This window comes from Arthrobacter sp. 01T419 (genome assembly GCF_056398865.1).
This window is the reverse complement of record NZ_JBFTQF010000002.1, coordinates 202,747-225,597: the sequence shown is the minus strand read 5'-3', so window position 1 is coordinate 225,597 and position 22,851 is coordinate 202,747. Positions and strand designations below refer to the sequence as shown.

At 64.0% G+C, this 22,851-nt stretch carries 22 protein-coding genes and 1 tRNA gene; 13 read left to right on the top strand and 10 right to left on the bottom strand.

Features of this window, described 5'->3' with window-relative positions:
- Positions 1-15: 15 nt before the first annotated feature.
- The 8 genes from AC1DLO_RS04745 to AC1DLO_RS04710 all read left to right on the top strand — a co-directional run bounded on the left by AC1DLO_RS04745 (position 16) and on the right by AC1DLO_RS04710 (position 9,045).
- The gene (locus tag AC1DLO_RS04745; protein WP_476889428.1) at positions 16-1,416 is read left to right on the top strand and encodes a mannitol dehydrogenase family protein; all 1,401 of its coding nucleotides are present in this window, start codon (positions 16-18) and stop codon (positions 1,414-1,416) included.
- Positions 1,409-2,041 carry a bifunctional 4-hydroxy-2-oxoglutarate aldolase/2-dehydro-3-deoxy-phosphogluconate aldolase gene (locus AC1DLO_RS04740; protein ID WP_476889427.1) on the top strand — a complete coding sequence of 211 codons (633 nt, stop codon included), beginning with the start codon at positions 1,409-1,411 and terminating at the stop codon, positions 2,039-2,041. Before AC1DLO_RS04745 ends, AC1DLO_RS04740 begins: the two co-directional genes overlap by 8 nt.
- Positions 2,042-2,103: 62 nt before the next feature.
- The gene (locus AC1DLO_RS04735) at positions 2,104-3,468 is read left to right on the top strand and encodes a GAF domain-containing protein (protein WP_476889426.1); all 1,365 of its coding nucleotides are present in this window, start codon (positions 2,104-2,106) and stop codon (positions 3,466-3,468) included.
- An 83-nt stretch (positions 3,469-3,551) separates the two neighbouring features.
- Positions 3,552-4,160: a hypothetical protein gene (locus tag AC1DLO_RS04730; protein ID WP_476889425.1), complete on the top strand. Its 609-nt coding sequence runs from the start codon at positions 3,552-3,554 to the stop codon at positions 4,158-4,160.
- A gap of 105 nt (positions 4,161-4,265) precedes the next feature.
- The gene (gene exaC, locus AC1DLO_RS04725; RefSeq protein ID WP_476889424.1) at positions 4,266-5,789 is read left to right on the top strand and encodes an acetaldehyde dehydrogenase ExaC; all 1,524 of its coding nucleotides are present in this window, start codon (positions 4,266-4,268) and stop codon (positions 5,787-5,789) included.
- A 133-nt stretch (positions 5,790-5,922) separates the two neighbouring features.
- Positions 5,923-6,945: an alcohol dehydrogenase AdhP gene (gene adhP / locus AC1DLO_RS04720; RefSeq protein WP_476889423.1), complete on the top strand. Its 1,023-nt coding sequence runs from the start codon at positions 5,923-5,925 to the stop codon at positions 6,943-6,945.
- Positions 6,945-7,361, top strand: coding sequence for a DUF779 domain-containing protein (locus AC1DLO_RS04715; RefSeq protein WP_476889422.1), 417 nt, complete (start codon positions 6,945-6,947; stop codon positions 7,359-7,361). The genes adhP and AC1DLO_RS04715 overlap by 1 nt, the downstream gene beginning before the upstream one ends.
- A gap of 112 nt (positions 7,362-7,473) precedes the next feature.
- Positions 7,474-9,045 carry an amino acid permease gene (locus AC1DLO_RS04710; RefSeq protein ID WP_476914413.1) on the top strand — a complete coding sequence of 524 codons (1,572 nt, stop codon included), beginning with the start codon at positions 7,474-7,476 and terminating at the stop codon, positions 9,043-9,045.
- Between the two features lie 128 nt (positions 9,046-9,173).
- Here the strand turns inward: AC1DLO_RS04710 and AC1DLO_RS04705 are convergent, their stop codons facing one another.
- The 5 genes from AC1DLO_RS04705 to AC1DLO_RS04685 form a co-directional block, all read right to left on the bottom strand.
- Positions 9,174-9,809 (bottom strand): DUF2461 domain-containing protein, encoded by a 636-nt coding sequence (locus tag AC1DLO_RS04705; RefSeq protein WP_476889420.1) that lies wholly within the window; start codon positions 9,807-9,809, stop codon positions 9,174-9,176.
- 212 nt (positions 9,810-10,021) lie between these two features.
- A complete protein-coding gene (locus AC1DLO_RS04700; protein WP_476889419.1) occupies positions 10,022-11,215 on the bottom strand; it encodes a polysaccharide pyruvyl transferase family protein in 1,194 nt (397 codons plus the stop codon).
- 106 nt (positions 11,216-11,321) lie between these two features.
- Complete coding sequence (locus AC1DLO_RS04695; RefSeq protein WP_476889418.1) at positions 11,322-12,806, bottom strand: catalase; 1,485 nt, start codon at positions 12,804-12,806, stop codon at positions 11,322-11,324.
- Positions 12,803-13,294, bottom strand: coding sequence for a Fur family transcriptional regulator (locus AC1DLO_RS04690; protein ID WP_184738401.1), 492 nt, complete (start codon positions 13,292-13,294; stop codon positions 12,803-12,805). Before AC1DLO_RS04690 ends, AC1DLO_RS04695 begins: the two co-directional genes overlap by 4 nt.
- Before the next feature lie 30 nt (positions 13,295-13,324).
- On the bottom strand, positions 13,325-14,101 hold the full coding sequence (locus AC1DLO_RS04685) for a hypothetical protein (protein ID WP_476889417.1): 777 nt from the start codon (positions 14,099-14,101) through the stop codon (positions 13,325-13,327).
- Between the two features lie 112 nt (positions 14,102-14,213).
- On the opposite strand from AC1DLO_RS04685, the gene AC1DLO_RS04680 reads away from it, so the two are divergent.
- Both AC1DLO_RS04680 and htpX read left to right on the top strand, forming a co-directional pair.
- Complete coding sequence (locus AC1DLO_RS04680) at positions 14,214-15,485, top strand: MFS transporter (protein ID WP_476889416.1); 1,272 nt, start codon at positions 14,214-14,216, stop codon at positions 15,483-15,485.
- A 173-nt stretch (positions 15,486-15,658) separates the two neighbouring features.
- Entirely contained in the window at positions 15,659-16,528 is an 870-nt protein-coding gene (htpX, locus tag AC1DLO_RS04675) for a zinc metalloprotease HtpX (RefSeq protein ID WP_476889415.1), read from the top strand.
- 52 nt (positions 16,529-16,580) lie between these two features.
- Here the strand turns inward: htpX and efeB are convergent, their stop codons facing one another.
- The 4 genes from efeB to AC1DLO_RS04655 form a co-directional block, all read right to left on the bottom strand.
- Complete coding sequence (gene efeB, locus AC1DLO_RS04670; RefSeq protein WP_476889414.1) at positions 16,581-17,990, bottom strand: iron uptake transporter deferrochelatase/peroxidase subunit; 1,410 nt, start codon at positions 17,988-17,990, stop codon at positions 16,581-16,583.
- A complete protein-coding gene (gene efeO, locus AC1DLO_RS04665; RefSeq protein ID WP_476889608.1) occupies positions 17,987-19,159 on the bottom strand; it encodes an iron uptake system protein EfeO in 1,173 nt (390 codons plus the stop codon). Before efeO ends, efeB begins: the two co-directional genes overlap by 4 nt.
- A gap of 72 nt (positions 19,160-19,231) precedes the next feature.
- Complete coding sequence (gene efeU / locus AC1DLO_RS04660) at positions 19,232-20,107, bottom strand: iron uptake transporter permease EfeU (RefSeq protein WP_184738392.1); 876 nt, start codon at positions 20,105-20,107, stop codon at positions 19,232-19,234.
- 303 nt (positions 20,108-20,410) lie between these two features.
- Positions 20,411-20,902, bottom strand: coding sequence for a YajQ family cyclic di-GMP-binding protein (locus AC1DLO_RS04655; RefSeq protein WP_184738390.1), 492 nt, complete (start codon positions 20,900-20,902; stop codon positions 20,411-20,413).
- A gap of 184 nt (positions 20,903-21,086) precedes the next feature.
- Between AC1DLO_RS04655 and AC1DLO_RS04650 the strand changes: the two genes are divergently transcribed.
- Complete coding sequence (locus AC1DLO_RS04650; RefSeq protein ID WP_184738388.1) at positions 21,087-21,353, top strand: hypothetical protein; 267 nt, start codon at positions 21,087-21,089, stop codon at positions 21,351-21,353.
- Positions 21,354-21,482: 129 nt separating this feature from the next.
- A tRNA-Tyr gene (locus AC1DLO_RS04645) sits at positions 21,483-21,564 on the top strand.
- 305 nt (positions 21,565-21,869) lie between these two features.
- Here AC1DLO_RS04645 and AC1DLO_RS04640 read toward each other — a convergent pair.
- Complete coding sequence (locus AC1DLO_RS04640) at positions 21,870-22,094, bottom strand: hypothetical protein (RefSeq protein WP_184738386.1); 225 nt, start codon at positions 22,092-22,094, stop codon at positions 21,870-21,872.
- A 139-nt stretch (positions 22,095-22,233) separates the two neighbouring features.
- Here AC1DLO_RS04640 and AC1DLO_RS04635 point away from each other — a divergent pair, with 139 nt between their 5' ends.
- Complete coding sequence (locus tag AC1DLO_RS04635) at positions 22,234-22,779, top strand: acyl-CoA thioesterase (RefSeq protein ID WP_184738384.1); 546 nt, start codon at positions 22,234-22,236, stop codon at positions 22,777-22,779.
- Positions 22,780-22,851: the final 72 nt, after the last annotated feature.

Below are 22,851 nucleotides of genomic sequence, written 5' to 3'. Positions count from 1 at the left end.
TTCCCCGCGGGGGCTGTGAAGCCTGGCATCGTCCACCTCGGCCTGGGCGCCTTCGCCCGGGCGCACACCGCTGTTTTCACCGAGCGGGCCATGGCGGCAACCGGCGAGCCTGAGTGGGGGATTGTCGGATTCACCCAGCGTTCTGATGCCGTCGCGCGGCAGTTGGCACCCCAGGACGGCCTGTTCACCGTGACCGAGAGGGGCAGTGGCGCGGCGCCCCTTCGGATTGTCTCCAGCGTCACCGAAGCCCTTTCCGGGAGGGACAACCCCGGGACAGTTGCCGAGCGCATAGCTTCGGAAACTACCAAGGTGGTCACGCTGACGATCACCGAGAAGGGATACAGGATCGATCCCCGCACCGGAGGGTTGAACGCGGCGGATGAGCATGTCCAATCGGATCTCGCTGGACGTCCTCCGCTCACGGCCATCGGCCAGATCACGCGGGGACTCCAGCAGCGCTCACGAACTGATGCAGGGCCCATCACGGTGGTCTCTTGCGACAACCTTCCTGGCAATGGGGAGCTGACCAGGAAGCTGGTGCACGCGTTTGCCGCCGCGCTGCCTTCAGTCGAGTCGGGTCCGCTGATGTCATGGCTGGAAATGAACGTGACCTTCCCGAACACCATGGTGGACAGGATGGTCCCGGCAACTACCCGGGGTGACCTTGACGCCGTCGAACGTGAACTGGGCCTGCGGGACGAGGCTGCTGTGGTGGCCGAACCGTTCCAGCAGTGGGTCATCGAGGACAATTTCGCATCCCGCCGGCCTAGGTGGGAAGACGCCGGTGCCCTCTTCAGCACCGACGTCGCCGCTTGGGAAGCCGCAAAGCTGCGTCTCCTGAACGCCAGCCACTCCATGCTCGCGTACTTGGGGTTGGCCTCGGGCAAGACGACCATCAGCGATGCGGTGGGGGAGGACGCCTTCCTCGCCGCGTGCAGCCGAATGATGAGCGAAGACGTGCTCCCCACCATCACGCTGCCCGTCGGGCTCGACGGCGAGACCTACTGCGCGCAGGTGCTGGGCCGTTTCGCCAATCCCGCTCTCGGGCACACCACCGCCAAAGTTGGCAGCGACGGCTCCCAAAAGATCGGCCTGCGGTTGCTGAGCACGGTCCGGGGAAACTTCGACGCCGGCCGCGAACCGCGGTGGGCTGCCCTCGCGGTTGCGGCGTGGATGCGGCACGTTGCCACCACCTCGGCAGGCAGCCTGGAGGACCCGCTTGCCGCGGAGCTGCATGCGGCACTTCCGTCCACACGGACGGCAGCCACCGTAGTTCCGGCCCTTCTTGGCTGCCGCAGCATCTTCGACGCCGATGTGGCTGACCGGCCCGGATTCGCCGAGTTGCTCACGCATTGGTACCGCATCATCGACAACCACGGGCTCGACGGCCTGAGAAACGAGATCCACCATGGCTGACGCCACACACATCCTGCGCACTTCACCGGTGATTCCCGTGGTCACCATCGACGAACCGAGGCATGCCGTGCCGGTGGCCCGCGCGCTGGCAGACGGCGGCGTCCGGATCATCGAACTGACGCTCCGCACGGAGAGCGCCCTCGAATCGCTCAAACTCATCGCCGAGGAAGTACCGGACATCCTGCTGGGTGCCGGCACGGTCCTCACTCCCGGCCAGGCCGACGCCGCGGTATCTGCCGGCGCGCAGTTCCTTGTCAGCCCCGGAGTCACCCCTGCGCTTCTTGGGCACATGCTCACCCTTGACGTCCCGGTGCTGCCCGGAGTCGCCACCGTCGGCGACGTCATGGCCGTGATGGAGCGGGGACTCCACGCCATGAAGTTCTTCCCGGCGGGTCCGGCCGGTGGTCCCAAGTACCTCGCGGCCATCGGAGCCCCCATCCCGCAAGTGCAGTTCTGCCCCACCGGCGGCATCAGCCTGGCCTCAGCGCCGGACTACCTGAAGCTGCCCAATGTGTCCTGCGTCGGAGGCAGCTGGTTGACACCCAGCGACGCCATCGAAAACGGCGACTGGCAGCGCATCACCGAGCTCGCCCAACATGCGGCTGCCCTCGCCGTCTCCCCATAGGCAAAACCTCGGCTCGCAACTAGACTGGCCGGTACTGTGCTGCGCCCAGTCATGGGAGTTCGATGAAGAATCCGATCCATCCGGCAGCTTCGGCCGGCGACGCCGCGGAGCTGCTGCAGCGCCATGCCCGCGCGGGGCACGAGCAACTGGATTCGTGGCGCTTTGGGCCTCCCGACGCGACGGAGCTTCCCGGGTTGCGCCGCCTGATCAAGGAATCCTGGGCGAGATCCGCGCGGCTTAAGGCGAACCCGGACCAGCCCGAAGCTCCCGTGGCCATGGACTTCGACGAGCTTGAGGAATACCGCCGCCAACACCCGCTTGCCATCATCATGCCTGTCATCCAGAAGCTCCTCATCCAGCCCAGCTACGAAAGCGGACTGCTGGTGGCCGTGGGGGACGAGCTTGGCCGGCTGCTGTGGGTGGACGGAAATCCTGCGATGAGGCGCCGCGCCGAGGGCATGATGTTCGTAGCAGGCGCGGACTGGTCCGAGGCAGCCGTCGGCACGAGCGCACCGGGCACGGCGCTCGCCTTGGGTCGCGGCATCCAGATCTCCGGCGCTGAGCACTACAAACGCTCGGTCCACCCGTGGAGCTGCACCGCGGTGCCCTTCCACGACCCTGACTCCGGAGCCCTCCTCGGCGTCGTCGACATCACCGGCACGGAAGCCGCCGTCGCACCCCACACACTCTCCCTCGTTGAAGCAACCGTGGCGGCGGCGCAGGCCCAATTGCGCGTGGAAAGGCTGCAACTCGCGGCCATCAAACACGCCGTGCCGGCCCGACGCCGGAACTCGCCTTCCGCCGTCGGCTCGCGGCAGGGCACCGGTCTGTACCGGAACAGCCTCCAGCTGCTGGGCCGTGACCAGGCATTGTTGAGCATCGGAGGGCGCAGCATTCCGCTGTCCGCCAGGCACAGCGAGATCCTGGCATTGCTGGGCACCCGTCCAGACGGGCTCAGCGCCGAGGAACTCGCCCTGGCGCTGTATCCGGGAGATGGTTCCAGCGTCACCCTCCGGGCCGAAATGGTGCGCCTGCGCAAAGTGCTCCATGAGCTTGATCCAGCGGCAGTCCCGGAATCCCGGCCGTACCGGCTCCCCATCGACCTCGGCCAGGACGCCGCCCAAGTTCTCTCCTGCCTGCAGCGGGGCGCCCACCGCATCGCCTTGGAGATCTACAAAGGCGCCGTCCTGCCGCATTCGGAGGCTCCCGGAATTGTGGAGCTCCGCCACAGAGTCTCCGCGCTCTTGCGCGAAGCGGTCCTCAACGACGGCAGTGCCGAGGCGCTGCTCAAGTATGCGGGGCTGCCTGAGGCGAAGAACGACGTCGATGTCCGGCTTGCCGCCCTCAAGCTCCTGCCGCCGCGCTCACCCAAGCGGGCAGCCGTCGTCGCCGATCTTGAACGCTTGGAGCGTGAACTGTCGGCCTGACGCCGGCCTATCGCGTGGCACTCGGGAAATACGGAGTTTCGGCCCGTATCGTAAGAGCGAGCCAAACGAAAGAAGCTTCCTCCGTGTTGAAAAAACGCCTTGCCGTCGCCCTGACCGTATCCGGACTCCTTGTCGGAGCCACCGCCTGCGGGGCACCTGCCCAAACCGTGCCGTCATCGGCAACGGCTTCTGCATTGGCCACTACGGGTGCCGCTGGCTGGGACCTCGATCCCGCAACGGGCGCCCAGAGGATCAAGGCCGCCGGCTTGGACATTCTCACGGCCGAGGGCACGTCCGAGCATTACCACGCCCACCTGGACGTCCTTGTCGACGGCAAACCTGTCACCGTCCCGGCTGACATCGGCTTCAGTTTCGGAGCGGACGGGCAGCCAAACGGAATCTCGGCGCTGCACACCCACGACACATCCGGCATCCTCCATATCGAGGCGCCCACGGCCGGACTGAAGTACACGCTCGGCCAGGTCCTCACCGAATGGGGAGTCTTGGACGGCAAGGACGCCCCCGGAGCGCCGCATGGCGGAACCGGGGGCTGGACCGCCTACGTGAACGGGACAAAGCAAAATGCTCCTGTGACCGATGTGGTCCTCAAGGCTCATGACGAGATAGTGCTGTCCTTCGGTGCGGCGCCCTCCCCGATTCCTAGCTCGTACGCTTTTCCCGCGGGTCTCTAGGTTGGAAGTGATCTAGCCCACAAGGTTGCAACCTGCTTGCAACCTCCCCGCTCCTACGCTGAAGGCACAGCAAAGCCACCATCATGCGGAGCAAAGGAGCTACAGATGACTGTTTATGCACAGCCGGGTGCCGAGGGGTCGAAGGTCACGTTCAAGGACCGTTACGAGAACTGGATCGGCGGCGAGTGGGTTGCCCCGGTCAAGGGACAGTACTTCGAGAACATCACCCCGGTGACCGGGAAGGCCTTCTGCGAGGTTGCGCGGGGCACGGCCGAGGACATCGAGCTGGCCCTGGACGCCGCACACAAGGTGGCTCCGTCCTGGGGTAAGACCTCCGCGACCGAACGCGCCGCGATCCTGAACAAGATCGCCGACCGAATCGATGAGAATGTCGAGCTGCTGGCCGTTGCCGAGACCTGGGACAACGGCAAGCCCGTCCGGGAGACCCTGAACGCGGACATTCCCCTGGCAGCGGACCACTTCCGCTACTTCGCCTCCGCCATCCGTGCACAGGAAGGCCACCTGTCCCAGCTCGACGAGGACACCACGGCGTACCACTTCCGCGAGCCGCTGGGCGTCGTGGGTCAGATCATCCCGTGGAACTTCCCGATCCTCATGGCCGTCTGGAAGCTCGCCCCGGCACTTGCCGCGGGCAACGCCGTCGTCCTCAAGCCGGCCGAGCAGACCCCGTCCTCCATCCTGGTCCTGATGGAACTGATCAGCGACCTGCTGCCCGCCGGTGTGGTCAACGTGGTCAACGGTTTCGGCGTCGAGGCCGGCAAGCCGCTGGCATCCAGTCCCCGGATCCGCAAGATCGCTTTCACCGGCGAGACGACAACGGGCCGCCTGATCAGCCAGTACGCGTCCCAGAACCTGATCCCGGTGACCCTTGAACTGGGCGGCAAGAGCCCGAACATCTTCTTCGACGACGTCGCCGCGCAGAACGACGCGTTCTACGACAAGGCCCAGGAAGGCTTCACCCTCTTCGCCTTCAACCAGGGCGAAGTCTGCACCTGCCCCTCCCGCGCCCTGGTCCAGGAAGGCATCTACGACTCCTTCATGGCCGATGCTGTGGCCCGCACCAACAAGATCATCCAGGGCAACCCGCTGGACACCGATACCCAGATCGGGGCCCAGGCCTCCAACGACCAGTTGGAGAAGATCCTCTCCTACATCGACATTGGAAAGCAGGAGGGCGCCAAGGTCCTCACCGGCGGTGCCCGGGCCCAGCTCGACGGTGACCTGGCCGGCGGCTACTACGTCCAGCCGACCATTTTCGAGGGTCACAACCGGATGCGGATCTTCCAGGAGGAGATCTTCGGCCCGGTGGTGTCCGTGACGAAGTTCAGCGACTACAACGACGCCATCGGCATCGCCAACGACACGCTTTACGGACTCGGCGCCGGTGTCTGGTCCCGCAACGGGAACGTCGCCTACCGGGCAGGGCGGGAAATCCAGGCCGGCCGCGTCTGGGTCAACAACTACCATGCCTACCCGGCCGGTGCCGCGTTTGGCGGATACAAGTCTTCCGGCATCGGACGCGAGAACCACGCCATGATGCTGGACCACTACCAGCAGACCAAGAATCTTCTGGTCAGCTACAACGAGAACAAGCTCGGCTTCTTCTAAGCCGAGCTAAACCCGGTGGGGAGTGATCAGCACAGATCACTCCCCACCGATCAACCCTGGCTACCCCTCAGGAGAGCGGCAGCATCCCATATCTCAGCACTTGGAACCCTCTAACGACGCAAGGATTTCGCCAATGACGACGACAATGCAAGCAGCCGTAGTAACTGAATTCGGAAAAGACCTTCAGATCCAGTCCCTCCCCATTCCTACTCCTGGCCGAGGAGAAGCGCTGGTCAAGGTCATCACCAGCGGCGTTTGCCACACTGACCTGCACGCGGCGGAGGGCGACTGGCCGGTCAAGCCCTCACCGCCGTTCGTGCCTGGCCATGAAGGGGTGGGCGAAGTGGTGGCCCTCGGTGAAGGTGTCACCGACCTGGCGGTCGGGGACCTCGTGGGCAATGCCTGGCTCTGGTCCGCCTGTGGCGACTGCCAGTACTGTCGCACCGGCTGGGAGACGCTGTGCGAGGCCCAGAAGAACGCGGGCTACAGTGTGGATGGCTCGTTCGGGGAGTACATGCTGGTGGACAGCCGGTTCGCCGCAAGGATTCCGGCGGGTTCGGACCCTGTGGAGGTCGCCCCGGTGCTGTGCGCCGGAGTCACTGTCTATAAGGGACTGAAGATGACCGAGGCCAAGCCGGGCCAATGGGTCACCATTTCCGGCATCGGCGGCCTGGGACACATCGCAGTCCAGTACGCGGTGGCCATGGGCCTGCGCGTTGCGGCAGTGGACATCGCCGACGACAAGCTCGCTCTCGCCAAAAAGCACGGTGCCGAGCTCACGGTCAACGCGCTGCACGAGGATCCTGCGGAAGTCATTCAACGCGAAACCGGGGGCTGCCACGGCGTCCTGGTCACGGCAGTGCACCCGTCGGCCTTCGGGCAGGCGATCGGCATGGCCCGGCGCGGTGGGACCATCGTCTTCAACGGACTACCTCCGGGAGACTTCCCTGCACCGATCTTYGAGATCGTGCTCAAGGGCCTGACCGTCCGCGGATCGATCGTCGGAACGAGGCAGGACCTGGAGGAAGCACTGGACTTCTACGCGCAGGGCAAGATCCACCCGACCGTGTCCACACGTGAGCTCTCCGAGGTCAACGCGGTCTTTGATGAGATGAAGCATGCCAAGATCGATGGCCGTGTGGTGCTGAGGTTCTAATGCCTCACAACAGGCTTGACGCCGCCGTGACGCTGCCCGGGGAAGACTTTTCCCGGGTGGCGCTCACCGCCGATTCCATCGACTTGCTCAAGAGGTTATGGGAGCAGCATGGGCCGCTCATGTTCCACCAGTCCGGTGGTTGCTGTGACGGTTCCTCGCCCATGTGCTATCCGGCGGGGGAATTCATTACAGGAGATTCGGACGTTTTGCTCGGCCTTTTCGACTTAGGGGACGAGGACGTGCCCCAGCCTTTGGAGTTCTGGATGTCCCGGGAACAGTTCAATTACTGGTCCCACACCCACCTGACGGTGGACGTAGTGGCTGGCCGGGGGAGTGGCTTCTCAGTGGAGTCGCCGGAGGGCAAACGCTTCCTCATCCGCTCCACGTTGATGGACTGGGACGTCCCCAGACTCTGAGGCTGAGCAGTTCTCGCGTCTCACGATTTGGGACAAATGTGAGAGTCCATTGCTTGGACACTACCCTTGATGAGTCTGTTTCAAACACCCCATCAAGATTGTGGACTCTTCTATGAACCTCTTCCGGACCAAGTCAATCGAGCAGTCCATTGCGGACGCCGATGAACCCGGACGCAAGCTCAAGCGTTCCCTCAGCACCTGGGATCTGATGATCATGGGTGTCGCCGTCGCTGTCGGCGCCGGGATCTTCTCCGTCGGCGCCAAGGCCGCCGCAAACTTTGCCGGCCCTGCCGTGACGATTTCCTTCGCCGTCGCAGCCGTCACGTGCGCCCTGGCCATCATGTGCTACGCGGAATTCGCCACCGCCATCCCGGTCGCCGGGTCCGCCTACGTTTTCACCTACGCCACCATGGGTGAAGTCCTGGCCTGGATCATTGGCTGGAACCTCATTCTTGAGCTCTTCACGGCTGCCGCGGTCATCGCCAAGTACTGGGGCATCTACTTGAGCAAGGTGTTCGGACTCATGGGCGTAGATATGCCACCGGCCCTGAACATTGCAGGCGTTGACCTTTACTGGGGCGCGTTCCTCATTGTCGCGATCTTCACGGTTCTCTTGGTGCTCGGCACGAAGCTGTCCGCCCGCGTGGGCAACATCTTCACGTTGATCAAGATCGCCGTGGTGCTATTCGTCATCGTCGTGGGCTTCACGTACGTGAAATTCTCGAACTACACGCCCTTTGTCCCGGCATCGCAGCCTACTGGTGGCACCGACGGTGCGGATGTCATGAAGCAGTCCTTCTTCGGCTTCCTCACCGGTGCGGTTCCGGCGCAGTACGGAACACTGGGCATTTTTGCCGGCGCAGCTTTGGTCTTCTTTGCGTTCATCGGCTTCGACGTGGTTGCCACATCCGCGGAAGAAGTCAAGAATCCGCAGAAGACCCTGCCCCGGGGCATCTTCGGCGGACTGGCGCTCGTGACGCTGCTTTACATCCTGGTCTCCTTGGCCCTGACCGGCATGGTGTCCTACACGCAATTGGCAGAAGCCAAGAGCCCCACCCTGACCACGGCTTTCGAGGCTGTTGGAAACACCGATGCGGCCAAGGTCATTGCCTTCGGTTCCCTGATCGGTTTGACCACCGTCATCATGGTGTTGCTCATGGGCTTGGCCCGCGTGGTCCTGGCCATGAGCCGCGACGGTTTGCTCCCGCGCTCGCTGTCCAAGACGAGCGACAAGCGTTCGACGCCGGTCCGTCTCCAGATTATTTGTGGTGCGGCCGTGGCGATCGTGGCCGGCCTGACCAATGTGGATCTCCTTGAGGAAATGATCAACATCGGCACGCTCTCCGCCTTCGTCATGGTGAGCCTGGGCATCCTGGTCCTGCGTAAGAAGCGCCCCGATCTGAAGCCGGCTTTCCGGGTTCCGTTCGGCAAGGTGCTTCCGGTGATTTCGGCCGTGCTGTGCCTCTACCTGATGACGAATCTGGCCGTGGAAACCTGGATCTTCTTCGCCATCTGGCTGGCAATCGGACTCGCCATCTACTTTGCCTACGGCCAGCGCCACYCCCGCCTGAACGAGAAGTTCGCCTCGGCGAAGGCCGCGGTCTCCGGCAACAGCACCAACCCGAGCGATCCAACTGGTTCCGGCTATTCCAGCGACGACGAGGACAGCCTCAGCAAGGTCTGACCCGCGACCGGAGTGATTTCCGCCGCTGGACTCACGGCCTCCTCGAGCTTGGGACGCAGTTCCCAGGGAACCCCGTCGCTAGGTCTTGAGGGGCCGTCTGTCCCTCCACACAGTCACGGCTCCAGCGGTTAGGGGGCTGCGTGCTCGTTGACCCAATCCACAAGCGGCCGCAGTACCTCCCACCGCTGGGCGATCTCTTCCTTGGCTGAGGGCTGAGACATCCATTCCGGTTCTCCCAGGGTCACGCCGGCAGACAGGGATTTGTGCTTCAGGAGCTCGGCACGCGGATGGTCTTTGTCGAAACCGCGCGGCACGGTCTTGAGTTTCTCGCCTTCCACGGCGAAACCGGCCGCGGCGATGTCATCGACGATTTTCTGGAGTTCCTCTCCGCTGGCCGGGGCATCCGTGGCGGCGCGGAACCGGGCAATCTGCTCCGGGGTGCGCGAGTGGCATCCGCCGCCCACCAGCAACCCGTCCGCACTGAGCTGAAGGTAGAAGCCCACACCTTCCTTGTGGGCAGCAAAGGCTCCCTGTGCGGTCTTGTACGGGGATTTGTCTTGGGAGAATCGGACATCCCTATTAGGTCGGAAAATCTTCCCCGGCCCGAACCGCGGCTCAAGCTCCTCCAGTAACAGCGTCAATGGCTCTTTCACAGCGGAGTCGTAGATGTCCTTGTGCGCCAGCCACCATTCGCGGTTGTTGTTCTCTTCAAGCTCGGCGTAGAACTCGATGGCGGCGGCGGGGATCCCGGTAAATGTGCTCATGAAAGGATCCTATGGATGACATGGCCGGGCTAGCCAGAGTCATTGTCGGCTATGTGGAAAACCCCGTGGAAAACTCTCCGTGGAACCCGCCCCGGAGAGGCACACCCCTGGATCCATTTCTACGAACAGATCCAGCTCGCAAAGAAGGGCCACCGCCCTGCCGCGGCCGGAGCGTCAGCGGCAGACGCGGTGGCGGGCCGACCCGGCCAGCGCTAGCCTCTGGACCGGCGTGAGACTCCGCTCCACGCAAGGTTGAAAAGCTTTGCGGTATTGGAGGCAGTCCGGGCCGGCTCGGCGGGGGCCGCCGGATAGAGGCTCTCTGCTTCGGAACGCTTCCGGGCCAGGAGTGCAGGCAGGTTCGCCGCCATCGGACCTGCCTGCGTCGGCATGGCGGGGCTGTCCCCGTCCAGCGCCAGCGGCCATCCGCTGCCCAGCGCCGTCACTGATTCATGTTTGACATCGTAGTAGCCCTTCTTCATTCCCACGGCAATGCCGCGCGCCCCGGCGGCTGCCGCCAACAGGTGGAGGTGGAAACGGCTGGTGACCCAGGTTTGCTGGTCGGAGAGCGGCAGGCCGTGCGTCCAGACATGGAGGAACGGCACGAATCGTTCCTCCGGGATGAGGTCCGCCAGGCGCTCGTAGGCGGTCCGGTCAAAGCCTGGGATGGCTTCGACGTAATAGGCGTCGATGCCCTCACTGATAGCCCGCTCGACTTCGGCGCGGGCCAGCTCTACGGCTGACTCGAACCGTCCGGGATCCACCATGTCGTTCTGGATACACACGTATAGCCCCGGGGCCGCGTCGGCCCGGGCGACTTCCGCCTCGGCGCCGAGGAAGGCATCGTCGAGGCCGAGGTCCAGTCCGTACGTCGCCGCACTAGGCTCGTCCCGTGCACGGGCATAGCTGAACCCCCCGAACAGAGGCGTTTCCCCGAAGGCCGGCGACAGAGCCGGCATGAGGCCTTGTCCAGTGGCGAAAAGCCGGGCGCCGGTCAATTCGCCGACGGCCCTCATGCCGACAACCAAGCCGGCGTGGTGAGGCCAGGTTTCATTGACGTAACCGCCCCCGATGAGGTGGAGCGACTCGGCTTCCCGCATCTTGAGAATGCCCAGATCGTAAGCCGGAGTGCCGAGGCCTGTGACTCGATCGCGGATGTTCTTCGCGGCCACATCGGCGGGCAGTTCTGCGTTCTCGTGCACCAGACGCCAGAGCGTATTGGTGACCCGCAGTCGGGGGTGCAGGCCTTCAAAAAGTAACTGCGCCATGCCGGGCTGGGGGCTGTCCAGCCAGACATCGGCATCGGGCCGGGCCACGGCGAGGTGTCTCAGCCACGCAGCGGCAATGAACTCGTCGCCGAAGTTAGGGTGGCCGGATGTGCCGACGAGGTAAATGATTCCCGAATTCATTTACACGACTATAGTGCGCAACCCCGTCCCGGCGGAAAGTGGAACACCCCGCCACGGAAGTTCCGTGGCGGGGTGTTTCGTTGTGGCCAGAGGCCGATGACGGTTGTTAGAGCTTGTTGGCTGCCTCTGCAGCCGACTCGCCTTCGCCCGCGCCGAGGTTGGCGCGCAGCTTGGCGCCGAGTTCGGAGTCGACGTTGGTCCAGTACTGGATGGCGCGTTCCTTGATATCGGCGCTCTTGACGCCGCCCACAGCGCCCGTGATGGTGTCCAGCAAACGGGCCTTGGCGCCGTCGTCGTACACCTCGCGGTAAAGAGCGCCCGCCTGGACGAAGTCGCCGTCCTCGGCGTGCAGGGAGTGTGCGGAGAGCGTCAGCTCGCCGTCGTTCTCCCAGCCGCCGGCCGGGTTCTGCGGTTCAACGGCAGCCGGGCCGCCCACGGAGTTCGGCGCGTAGACCGGAACCGAGGGAGCGTTGAACAGGTAGCGTCCCGCGCCGTCCTGGCTGTAGTTGTTGACCTGGTTCTTCGGCTGGTTCACCGGGATCTGGGAGTGGTTGGTGCCGACGCGGTAGCGGTGTGCGTCAGCGTAGGAGAAGATGCGGGCCTGCAGCATCTTGTCCGGCGAGGCTGCGATACCCGGAACGAAGTTCGACGGCGCAAAGGTGGCCTGCTCGATCTGTGCGAAGTAGTTCTCCGGGTTCTTGTTGAGCTCCATGGTGCCCACGTGGATCAGCGGGTAGTCCGCGTGCGGCCACACCTTGGTGAGGTCGAACGGGTTGAAGCGGTACGTCTTGGCGTCCTCGTAGGGCATGACCTGGACGTGCAGTTCCCAGGACGGGAAGTTGCCTGCAGCGATGTTTTCCTGGAGGTCGCGGAGGTAGAAGTCCGCGTCCGAGCCGGCAAGCTCTTCAGCCTGGTCGCCGGTGATCGTCTTGACGCCCTGGTTGGACTTGAAGTGGTACTTGACCCAGAAGCGCTCGCCCTCAGCGTTGATCCACTGGTACGTGTGCGAGCCGTAGCCCTGCATTTCACGCCAGGAGGCCGGCAGGCCACGGTCGCCCATGAGCCAGGTGACCTGGTGTGCGGACTCAGGGGAGAGGGTCCAGAAGTCCCACTGCATGTCGGCGTCGCGCAGGTGGGTGCCCGGGAGGCGCTTCTGGGAGTGGATGAAGTCCGGGAACTTGATGCCGTCGCGGATGAAGAACACCGGGGTGTTGTTGCCCACGAGGTCGTAGTTGCCCTCGGAAGTGTAGAACTTGACGGCGAAACCGCGGGGATCGCGCCAAGTGTCAGGGGAGCCGTTCTCGCCTGCAACGGAGGAGAAACGGATGAGCATGTCCGTCTCGACGCCGGGCTGGAACAGGGCTGCCTTGGTGTACTGCGAAACGTCCGAGGAAGTCTTGAAAGTACCGAAAGCGCCGCCACCCTTGGCGTGGACAACACGCTCCGGGACGCGCTCGCGGTTGAACTGTGCGAGCTTTTCCACCAGGTAGTGGTCGGTCAGGATGATGGCACCATCGGCGCCAACGGACTTGGAATGCGCATCCGAGGTGACGGGTGCGCCCGACTGTGTTGTCGAAATGTTCGCGGTCATCGTTCTCCTATTTCGTGGGTTACTTGCGTTTGAGTAGGAAGCTGTTGTTTGGCCTGGCAGTCCTGGCAGATGCCTTGGTACAGCACATCTGCGATCTGGATGGTCATGGGTTTGGAGTGCTCATCCCAGTGCGGGGTGAGGCAAGGAGCATGGCCTACGGCGCAATCGACGTCCTCCACCCGGCCGCAGCTGATGCAGACGGCGTGGTGGTGGTTGTCCCCCACCCGCGTCTCGTACAGCGCGGGGGAGTGGGGAGGCTCGAAGCGTCGCAGCATCTGTAGGTCCGTGAGGTCGCTCAGCACCACATAAACAGACTGCGCTGTCAGTTCGGGAAGATCCTTGCGCGCGGCAGCCAGGATGCCTTCGGCAGGGGAATGCGGGTTGTGCTGAACGGCAGCGAGAACCGCCAAACGCTGTTTGGTCACTCGGCGTCCGTGGGAATGCAGGGCGGAAGCCCACGCTTCCTGGTCTGCCGTGTGATCTGCCATACCCCCATTGAAGCACTTATTATGAGTTCTTCACAATAAGGCGAGGCTAACTTCAGATGAACCTAGCAGGCGTTCGAGGGGATTGGCGGCTTCGGCGGCCGAGCGTCCCAGCACGTGCAGCTCCAGTCCGGCGGAGCCGCCTTCCGAGGCGACACAGCTGAATCCGCTGATTCCGCTTCCCGAAGGCAGGCGCTCCACCGCTGCACCCAGGGCAAGAACGGCCGACGGCGACAGGTCACCAATCGAAGCGACAGCCGGCTCAAAAGCCAGCACAGTATGGCGGACGCCGGCTGGGTGAACGGGGACCCCGCTCCGGACCCTCGGAAACGGAGCGGGCAGCAGTTCAAGGGGAGCCCCTGACCTCGAGGACGACTGCGCCGCCCTGCGCAAGGCGCCCCGCATCCGGATGTCGAGTTCTACCAATGGTCCAGCAGCAACACGGCGGTGGGCCGGCAGCCCAAGCTGCCCTCCCGGCGTCGTAGGCTCTCCGTCCCAACGCCCGAACAAGTGGAAGGTCGGCGTGGAAGATTCGGCAGCCGGCTCGCCGATCGCGGCACCGAGGGGGTGCCAACGATGCGCGAACATGAGGGCGCAACGGGTACTGCCGAGGACCTCTGACAAGGCGTGGCGGGCGATGGTGTGGCAAAACAACCAGTCGGACGCGGAAGCGGACTCGAACGGCGTGGCCGGGTCGCTGAGCCGGATAAGGACATGTCCCTCGGTGAGGGGGGTGCGCGGACGCGCGATTTCCCAGATTCCTGAACGGAACAGGAGACGCCGCTCCAAACCCAAACCGGTTCCTTTCACAACTCCGGAGCCTACCAAGCACGGGGCACCGCCGGCGGGCTGACGCGTCGCTTCCGGAAAGGGGACGCTTCGCCTCCGGGTCGGAGAACGCGCTGATGGGTAGGGTTGGACGGTGGCAAAACTCCTCGCTGACATGACTCCCCTTCGCGAAAGCCCTGCATTCCGCCGTTTGTGGCTCGGGTCTTCCGTGTCCATGGTCGGATCCCAGTTGACGCTCGTTGCCGTCAGCCTCGAGGTCTACAGCATCACCCAGCAGAGCCTCTACGTAGGCCTGCTCAGCGTCTTTGCCCTGGTTCCACTGGTGATCGCCGGCTTGTTCGGTGGTGCCATTTCCGATGCCTACGACCGCCGGAAAGTCGCGATCGCGTCTTCCCTCGTTTTGTGGGCCTGCAGCGTTGCCCTCGCACTCCAAGCGTGGTTCCAACTCAACAATGTCTGGATCTTGTTTGCGCTCGTTGCGATCCAAAGCGGAGCGCAAGGCATCAACGGGCCCGCACGCAGCGCCATTATTCCCTTGCTGGTCCGCAAGGAGCTACTGCCCGCGGCCAACGCGCTGAGCATGCTCAACATGGGCATTTCCATGACAGCGGGCCCCTTGCTGGCTGGTGTGCTGGTTGCGTCGAGCGGTTTTGGCTGGACCTACACCATCGATGCTGTCAGCTTTGCCTTCGCACTGTGGAGCCTATTCAAGCTTCCGCCCCTGCCCGCGGGCGAGAACGCGTCGGCACCCGGCCTGCGCTCCGTCGTCGAGGGCTTCCGCTTCCTGGGCACCCGGCCCAACCTCCGCATGACCTTCATCATCGACCTCATCGCGATGATCTGCGCCCAGCCGCGCGCCCTCATGCCGGCCATCGGTGCCACCATGATCGGCGGTGGTGACACCACTGTGGGCGTGCTGCTTGCCTCCGTAGCTGTGGGCGCCTTCCTTGCGGGACTGTTCTCCGGACCTTTGGGAAGGGTGAGGCGCCAGGGCAGCGCGGTGGTGTGGTCCGTCTCGGGTTGGGGCTTCTCCATCGCCGCCTTCGGCCTGGTGGTGGTCGTCGCGGGCGATGCCGGGCGTGACGGCGTGACGCCTTGGATCATCCCTGCCGCCATCTGTTGTGCTTTCGCCGGCATCTCGGACTCCGTCAGCGCGGTTTTCCGCACCACCATCCTGCAATCGGCCACTCCGGACCACATGCGGGGACGGTTGCAAGGCGTGTTCATCGTGGTGGTTGCCGGAGGTCCGCGCGTGGGGGACATGCTCGCTGGTGGCGTCACCAAAGCACTCAGTGAAGGCTGGGTACTGCTTCTTGGCGGTGTGCTGTGCGCAGTGTTGGCCTGGCTCGTGGCCCGCCGGCAGCGCGGCTTCCTCCAGTACGATTCCATCCACCCGGTGCCCTAGCCCGTCCCAGCCCTACGCCCAACTAGATCGCAGTTGTTGTCGTTATGGCGGCTCAGAACGACATTAAATGCGAGTCAGTTGGGCGGAACGTCCGGGCCGCCGTCGGCGTTAATCGGAACAGAACCAGCATGAAACGCGGGACAACAGTGGGAAAACTGCAAGAAAGTAGTGAAGTGCATAATCATCACAATGGCCTGAAGACCGCAGCGCTATTCGGCGTGCTCTGGGCGGTGTTGCTCGGACTTGGCGCCGTGATCGGTGTGGGCACCCGCAGCACGTCGCCCATCTGGATCATGGCCCTGATCGGTATCGCGACAACGGCTTATGGATATTGGAACAGTGACAAGATCGCCATCCGCTCCATGGCCGCCTACCCGGTTTCGGAAGCGCAGGCTCCCCAGCTGTACCAGATCGTCCGGGAGCTCTCCGTGCGGGCAAACCAGCCCATGCCGCGGATCTACATTTCGCCGACCATGACGCCTAATGCCTTCGCCACGGGACGCAATCCGAAGAATGCCGCCGTGTGCTGCACCGCGGGCATCCTGAACCTACTCGACGCCCGCGAGCTCCGTGGCGTCCTCGGGCATGAACTCATGCACGTCTACAACCGCGACATCCTCACCTCGTCCATCGCTGCCGCCGTCGCCGGCGTCATTACCTCGGTGGGCCAGATGCTGCTGTTCTTCGGCGGCGGGGACCGGCGGAACGCCAATCCGATTGCCATGATCGCCATGGCGCTCCTCGCGCCGTTCGCCGCCTCGCTGATCCAGCTCGCCATTTCGCGCACCAGGGAGTACGACGCCGACCATGACGGCGCCGAGCTCACCGGCGATCCGCTGGCGCTCGCCTCAGCCCTGCGCAGGATCGAGGCAGGCGTGAAGCAGGTTCCGTTGCCACAGGACCAGCGCCTCGTGAATACTTCGCACCTCATGATTGCCAACCCGTTCCGCGGCGGTGCCATGACCAAGCTGTTCGCCACCCACCCGCCCATGCGCGAGCGTATCGAGCGGCTCGAACGGATGGCCGGGCGGCCGCTTTCCTAGCTAGCGGTTCCTTACGCCACCGTACTGGTTCCGCGTTCGACGACGGGCGGCTTCATGCGAACAAGCCCTCACCAATGAAGCCGCCCGCCTTGATGCCCGGGGGCACGGCGAACAGGCCGGAACCGGTGTGCTTGAGGTATTCCAAGGCCAGTTTGTCGCTCTTTGCCATGGCCATCTGCATGGGTACGTAGTGCGTTCGCGGGTCCTTGACGAAGGCGATGAAGAACAGTCCTGCGTCGAGGTGGCCGAGCCCGTCCGAACCATCGGTGTAGTTGTATCCGCGGCGGAGCATCTTCACGCCGTTGTTCTGGTCCGCGTGCGCCAAGCGGACGTGTGAATCGACGGCGATCAACGGTTCGCCGTCGCGGCCCTTGATCCCGAAGTCGGGCGCCGTGAATTCCTCCCCGCCGGACAAGGGGGCTCCGGCACCCTTGGTGCGGCCGATCAGTCCTTCCTGTTCCCGCAGTGAAGTTCGGTCCCAGATCTCGATGTGCATCCTGATCCGCCGGGAGACGAGGTAGCTGCCGCCAGCCATCCAGGCTTCGCCCGAACGGTTTCCGGCGGTAGCCCACACGTGCTGGTCGAGCAGCGTGGGGTCCTCCGCCTTGAGGTTGGCCGTGCCGTCCTTGAATCCGAAAAGGTTTCGTGGGGTAGTTTGGGCCCGCGACGTGGACGAGGTCCGGCCAAAGCCGAGCTGGGACCAGCGGACGCGGACCTTGCCAAAGCCGATGCGGGCGAGGTTGCGGGTCGCGTGCACGGCAACTTGGGGATCGTCAGCGCAAGCCTGGACCACAAGGTCACCCCCGGTACGTTCTGGTTGAAGGGCGTCCCCCGGGAAGTGCGGCAAGTCGATCAGGGCGTCGGGACGGCGTCCGTCCAAGCCAAATCGCGCCTTGCCGTCCTTTCCGAAGAGGCCCGGGCCAAACCCGAAGGTCAGGGTCAGCTTGCCGGTTGCGAGGTCGAGGGCCTCGCCGGTGTCTTCCGGCGGAGCACCGTACGGGCCGTCGACGGCGCCAGTTCGGCCCGTTGTGCGGCCGGCGGTCATTGCTTCGGCCGCAGCAGTCCAGTCCTTCAGGAGTTTGATCACCGCCGCCCGGTCTTCAACGGTGACGTCGAAGGCGGCCATGTGGAGGCGGTCCTGGGCCGGCGTGACGATCCCTGCCTGGCGTTCGCCGTAGAACGGAACGACATCGCTTGCCATGCTGGCCGGGGCCGCCACGGCTGCTACGGCATCATGGCTCAAGAAGCCGGCGGCAAGGCCTGCCACGGCACCGGCACCGCCCACGCCCGCGAGGGAAAGCAGACCTCGACGCGACATGCCCGGCTTGGCGGATCCGACGTCGGACGCGGGTGCCGACGCGGCCGCGGACTCGGGACCGGGGGCAGGTGCGGACCCGAGGGCAGGCTGGGTGCCGCCGTCGGGCGCGTCAGGGGACTTGCCGCCGAAAGGGCAGCCGCTCACAGGACCACAGCTGAGGTGAGCTTGGACAGTGGCTCTCCAAGGGCGTCGACGAGCGCGGCGAGCTGCTGGACCTGAGCCGGGCTGAGTTCGTTGTAGTACGCGAAACCGTCGCCCTTGGCGTGCTTCTTGAGCTCGGCCTGCAACGCTGCGAACTTTTCGTCGAGGCTCGTGGCTAGGGCGGCGTCCTTCTGCGCGAGCGCCGGCTTGAGGCTTTCGAAGGCGATTCGCGCGCCGTCGACGTTGGCCTGGAAATCCCAGAGGTCCGTGTGGGACCAGATTTCTTCCTCGCCCGTGACTTTGCCGCGTGCGACTTCGTCCAGGAGTTCCTTCGCGCCGTTGCCGAGCTTGTCTGCGGAGAGCTCCACGGTCCGGGTGCGCTTGCCGAGCTCCTCGGTGTCGGCCACGAGTTGTGTGGCAATCTTGGCGCGCTCTGCGGCGGTCAGCGTGGTGTAACCCGTCGGCGGGAACAGGTCCTTCTCCGCGCGGTGCCAGCCGGTCCATTCCTGGCCTGGCTCAAGATCGGCTTCGCGGGCGTCGAGCTTGGGGTCCAGGTCGCCGAAGGATTCCGCGACGGGCTCGATCCGCTCCCAGTGCATGCGAGTTGCAGCATAGAGGGCGCGCGCTTTTGTAGCATCCCCTGCGGCGTAGGCGTCAGCGAAGGCCTTGGTGCCGGTCACGAGCTGCTCGGTCTGGTCCTTGACGTATGCCGCGTACTGCTGGACGCCGGTGTCCAGGAGCTTCTGGAAATCGGCGTCGACGGCGGACTTGTTTCCGGAATCCGTCACCTCAAAGGCGGAGCGGATGCCGTCGCCCTGCATGCCCGGCTTGCACGCGGTGGTGTACTTGCCTGCCGGGGCAGTGACCACCAAGTTGCGGGTCAGGCCGGGGCCGATGTTCTCCACTTCGCCAACGATCCGCAGGCCGTCCTCGGCGAGGAGATAGAACTCGGTGATTTCCGTGCCATCGTTCTTGACCGCGAAGCTCAGGTTGCCGCTGGGGACGCTGCCGGTGGAAACCTTGCATTCGGTCTTGGTGCTGGTGACCTGGATCGGTCCGGCGGAGGCGCTGGAACCGGCAGGCTTTGCGTTGTCCGTGCACCCGGCGAGTACAAGGGGAACGGCCGCGGCTGCGGCGACAAGGGCGAGAGACTTCCGGTGACGGGAAGCCATTTTGGGCAAGCTCATTTTGGGCAGGGGAGTGCCGGGCATGGAGTTTCCTTCTGTTTTGGGGTGCGGGAACGGTTAGGCGGTGGTGGCGGCCCGGGAAGCGCGGGCGCTGTCCGTCACTGTGGCGTCGCTTGCCGAGGACTTTGCCGGTGCGGGGCTGTTGGCTCGGATGTAGAAGTAGAGCACCGGGATCACGTACAGCAACCAGGCTGCGGCTTCGAGCCAAGTCGTGGCGGGCGACAGGTTGAGGGTGCCCTTCAGCAGTGTGCCGTACCAGGACGACGGCGGGATGGCGGCGGAGACGTCGAAGGCGAGGCTGTGGAGCCCTGGCAGGATTCCAGCCTCCTGAAGGTCGTGGATGCCATAGGCGAGCACGCCGCCGGCGATCACGATGAGGCCGACTCCGGTCCACGTGAAGAAGCGCGAGAGGTTGACCTTCAGGACTCCGCGGTGCAGCAGGTATCCAAGCCCGGCGGCAACGGCCAGGCCGAGCAACGCGCCGATCAAGGGCTGCGTTGACTCACCGGCCGCTTGGGCCGCGGCCCAGAGGAACAGCGCCGTCTCGAGTCCTTCGCGGCCCACCGCGAGGGCCGCCACGACCACGAGACCCCACGCGGCGCCGTCGGCCATTTTGTCCACCTGGGACTTGAGCTCACCGCCGAGGCTGCGGGCAGTCCGTGCCATCCAGAAGACCATCCAGGTGACGAGTGCGACGGCGACAATGGACAATCCGCCGCCGATCGCCTCTTGCGCAGCGAAGGTCAGCCCCTGCGGACCGAAGGTGAGCAGGGCACCGAAGGCGATGGACACGGCCACGGCGATTCCGACCCCGGCCCAAAGCCGGGGGAGCAGGGAGCGGCGCCCGGTCTTGACCAGGTAGGCCATGAGCAGGACAACAACGAGTGTGGCTTCAAGGCCTTCGCGCAGTCCGATCAGGAAGTTGGCGGTCATGTGGAATCCTTCGTTAGGGGAGCCACACTTAGGCTCGCCTAAGGAAGAACAGTACCTGTTTGACGCGATTACGCAAATAAAACGTGTTCTAATTATCGGAAAAATTACGGCGTGCGATGAGCGAAGTCGTCACGCCACGCAGGTTTTTGGCTCTCGCGACCGGCAGTGCCGTGGAGTTCCCGCGGTTCCTTGCCTGGCGGGCCATCAAAAAGTTGCGTGGCGTGACAGGCCCCTCACGCAATGAAACGACGACGGCGCGTTGCCCGCTCAGGGGGCAACGCGCCGTCGTCGTACTTCCGACGCTTAGCTGCGGAAGTTCACGAACTGGAGATCGGCCTCTTCGAACTTCTTCAGGATGTTCATGGTTTCCTGGAGGTCATCGCGGGACTTCGAGGTGACGCGGAGTTCGTCGCCCTGGATCTGGGACTTGACGGACTTCGGGGCCTCATCGCGGATGATCTTGTTGATCTTCTTTGCGATGTCCTGGGCAATGCCCTCCTTGATGGAGCATTCCAGGCGGAATTCCTTGCCGGAGGGGAAGGGCTCGCCCTGGTCGAGGGACTTCAGGGAGATGCCGCGCTTGATGAGCTTGGACTGGAACACGTCCAAAACGGCGAGAACGCGGTCCTCGGAGTTGGCCTTCAGGAGGATCTTTTCGCCGCTGAAGTCGATCTCGGCGCCGACGCCCTTGAAGTCATAACGCTGCGCGATTTCCTTCTGGGACTGGTGGAGCGCGTTGGCAACTTCCTGCTTATCTACCTTGCTGACGACGTCGAATGTGGATTCGCCTGCCATGACTCTCCTTTTGATCGGTGATGTGGCCCGGAACGGGCGGTTTTGTCTGCCATCCAGCCTAGTACGGAAGCGCCCTGTGTGTGCCGTACGTTCACAGTTCGCTCACAGCCGACGCAGGGCCGGAACCGAGACTGCCCGGACAGAGTTGTACCAGTTGGAACAGCCCATCCTGAAAGGGAGCACTATGAGCCACCGAGCCGTCCGATACGTCACCAAGTCAGCTGCTGCCGCCGCCGGTTCAATCGGAGTCGCTGCTGCTACCGCCGCAAGTGCGGTTGCGGCAGCGGCACTCGCCGCTTCCGTGGTCCTGAGCCCGGTCCCGGACGCAGCATCCCGGATGGATGGTGTCCACGCTGACCTGCTGCGGGCGGTGCAGCTCAACCAGATCACGATGGAGCAAGCCGTCAGTTTCGAGGCCAAGCTGGCTGGCCGGATACTCGGCGATGCATGAGAATTCGGCTAATTTTGGGCCTCCCAGGCCTCGATTCGATTCTTCGGCGGAAGTTCTGTAAGGTTGTCTTGCTCGCGCTTACCGGATCGGAAACGAAACGATGATCGGGAGTGACTTCTTTTGAAGTTCGGCAGATTACCCGAGCGGCCAAAGGGGGCTGACTGTAAATCAGCTGGCAACGCCTACGGGGGTTCGAATCCCTCATCTGCCACAAAATTAAATCCCCGGAACCACATGGTTCCGGGGATTTTTTGTTTGCCCGGGTAGTTTGGGGCGGGCGGTTCGACGCGGAAAATCCTCTGCGACGCACAGATGGACCATCGACACCGGAATTCGGGTGTCATCGGCGAATAGGGGTGTCGGCGGTGGATTTCCGTGTCGCTGGTCTCCTGGCCGCGCTTTCCTGACCTTCTTTGCCGCGTACCGGCGTCGAAATAACGCGACTCGCCGCGTCGCAAACGCTTTCCGAATCTAAAGAAGGTCGCGACGGCGCGTGGTCACCCCGGTGGGGGACAGCTAGCTCGCGCTGCCCGGCTCCAGCCAGTATCCATCCATGTGGTGCACCAGCTGGCGACCCAAGCCGCCGGACAACTGGATCCACAGGGTGCTGCGGTCACTGGTCATGCCGTCCAAAGTGCCAACGATCCTGTTGCCCCGGGTGTCCTGCAGGACCAGCTCTTGGTGAAGCGGAAGTTCCGGCCACACATCAACGTGTACCTTGGCGGTTTTGGTGGTGCTCAATGGATCCCCTTAATGCCTTCTGCAATTTGTTTTCAGACATTCTGCCGGTGGCACGTGAACCGGCGGTAAACGTCAAGCCATGCAGCGACACACAAAACAAAGCTATTGCCGAATGTTACTCGGTAGTAACATGGTGGCTATGCATCTGCTTCTCCGAACCCTCTTGCTCTTGTTCACTTCGTCCAAGCGGAGCCGACTCAGCGTTTGGGATACCTCGTCGCTGCCCATGCGCGTGCTGCCCACGGACATCGATATCGCAATGCATGTCAATAACGGCATGTATTTCTCGTTGATGGACCTGGGACGCTTCGACCTCATGGTGCGTGCAGGGATCTGGCAAAAGATGCGGCGCCGCCGCTGGAGTCCGGTGGCTGCGGGGGAGACCATCGCTTTCCGGAAGTCCCTGCAGCTCTGGCAGCAATACACCATTGAGTCCAAGATCATCGGACTTGATTCCAAGGCCATCTATTTTGAGCAACGCATGGTGGTGGACGGCGAGATCTATGCCCGCGCGCATATTGCCACGCGGCTTGTCGCCAAAGGGCGGCCCGTGAGCCAGGAGGAAATCCTGGCTGAGTTCGGCGAGCCTCCCGCGGACCTCGAGCTTCCGGAATGGATCCACGAGTGGCGGGAGAACAATGGGCTCCCCGGCGCCCGCAAGGCCGCCCCGCACCTGTGGCGCTAGTCCCGCTCGGCACCTGTGGCGCTAGTCCCGCCCGCACCTGTGGCGCTAGTCCCGCTCCGCACCTTGGGTCCG

Coding starts and splice junctions, on each gene's coding strand:
- AC1DLO_RS04740 (WP_476889427.1), top strand. CDS start 1,409: ATGGCTGACGCCACACACATCCTGCGCACTTCACCGGTGATTCCCGTG.
- AC1DLO_RS04735 (WP_476889426.1), top strand. CDS start 2,104: ATGAAGAATCCGATCCATCCGGCAGCTTCGGCCGGCGACGCCGCGGAG.
- exaC (WP_476889424.1), top strand. CDS start 4,266: ATGACTGTTTATGCACAGCCGGGTGCCGAGGGGTCGAAGGTCACGTTC.
- AC1DLO_RS04715 (WP_476889422.1), top strand. CDS start 6,945: ATGCCTCACAACAGGCTTGACGCCGCCGTGACGCTGCCCGGGGAAGAC.
- AC1DLO_RS04705 (WP_476889420.1), bottom strand. CDS start 9,809: ATGAGCACATTTACCGGGATCCCCGCCGCCGCCATCGAGTTCTACGCC.
- AC1DLO_RS04700 (WP_476889419.1), bottom strand. CDS start 11,215: ATGAATTCGGGAATCATTTACCTCGTCGGCACATCCGGCCACCCTAAC.
- AC1DLO_RS04695 (WP_476889418.1), bottom strand. CDS start 12,806: ATGACCGCGAACATTTCGACAACACAGTCGGGCGCACCCGTCACCTCG.
- AC1DLO_RS04690 (WP_184738401.1), bottom strand. CDS start 13,294: ATGGCAGATCACACGGCAGACCAGGAAGCGTGGGCTTCCGCCCTGCAT.
- efeO (WP_476889608.1), bottom strand. CDS start 19,159: ATGGCTTCCCGTCACCGGAAGTCTCTCGCCCTTGTCGCCGCAGCCGCG.
- efeU (WP_184738392.1), bottom strand. CDS start 20,107: ATGACCGCCAACTTCCTGATCGGACTGCGCGAAGGCCTTGAAGCCACA.
- AC1DLO_RS04655 (WP_184738390.1), bottom strand. CDS start 20,902: ATGGCAGGCGAATCCACATTCGACGTCGTCAGCAAGGTAGATAAGCAG.
- AC1DLO_RS04650 (WP_184738388.1), top strand. CDS start 21,087: ATGAGCCACCGAGCCGTCCGATACGTCACCAAGTCAGCTGCTGCCGCC.
- AC1DLO_RS04635 (WP_184738384.1), top strand. CDS start 22,234: ATGCATCTGCTTCTCCGAACCCTCTTGCTCTTGTTCACTTCGTCCAAG.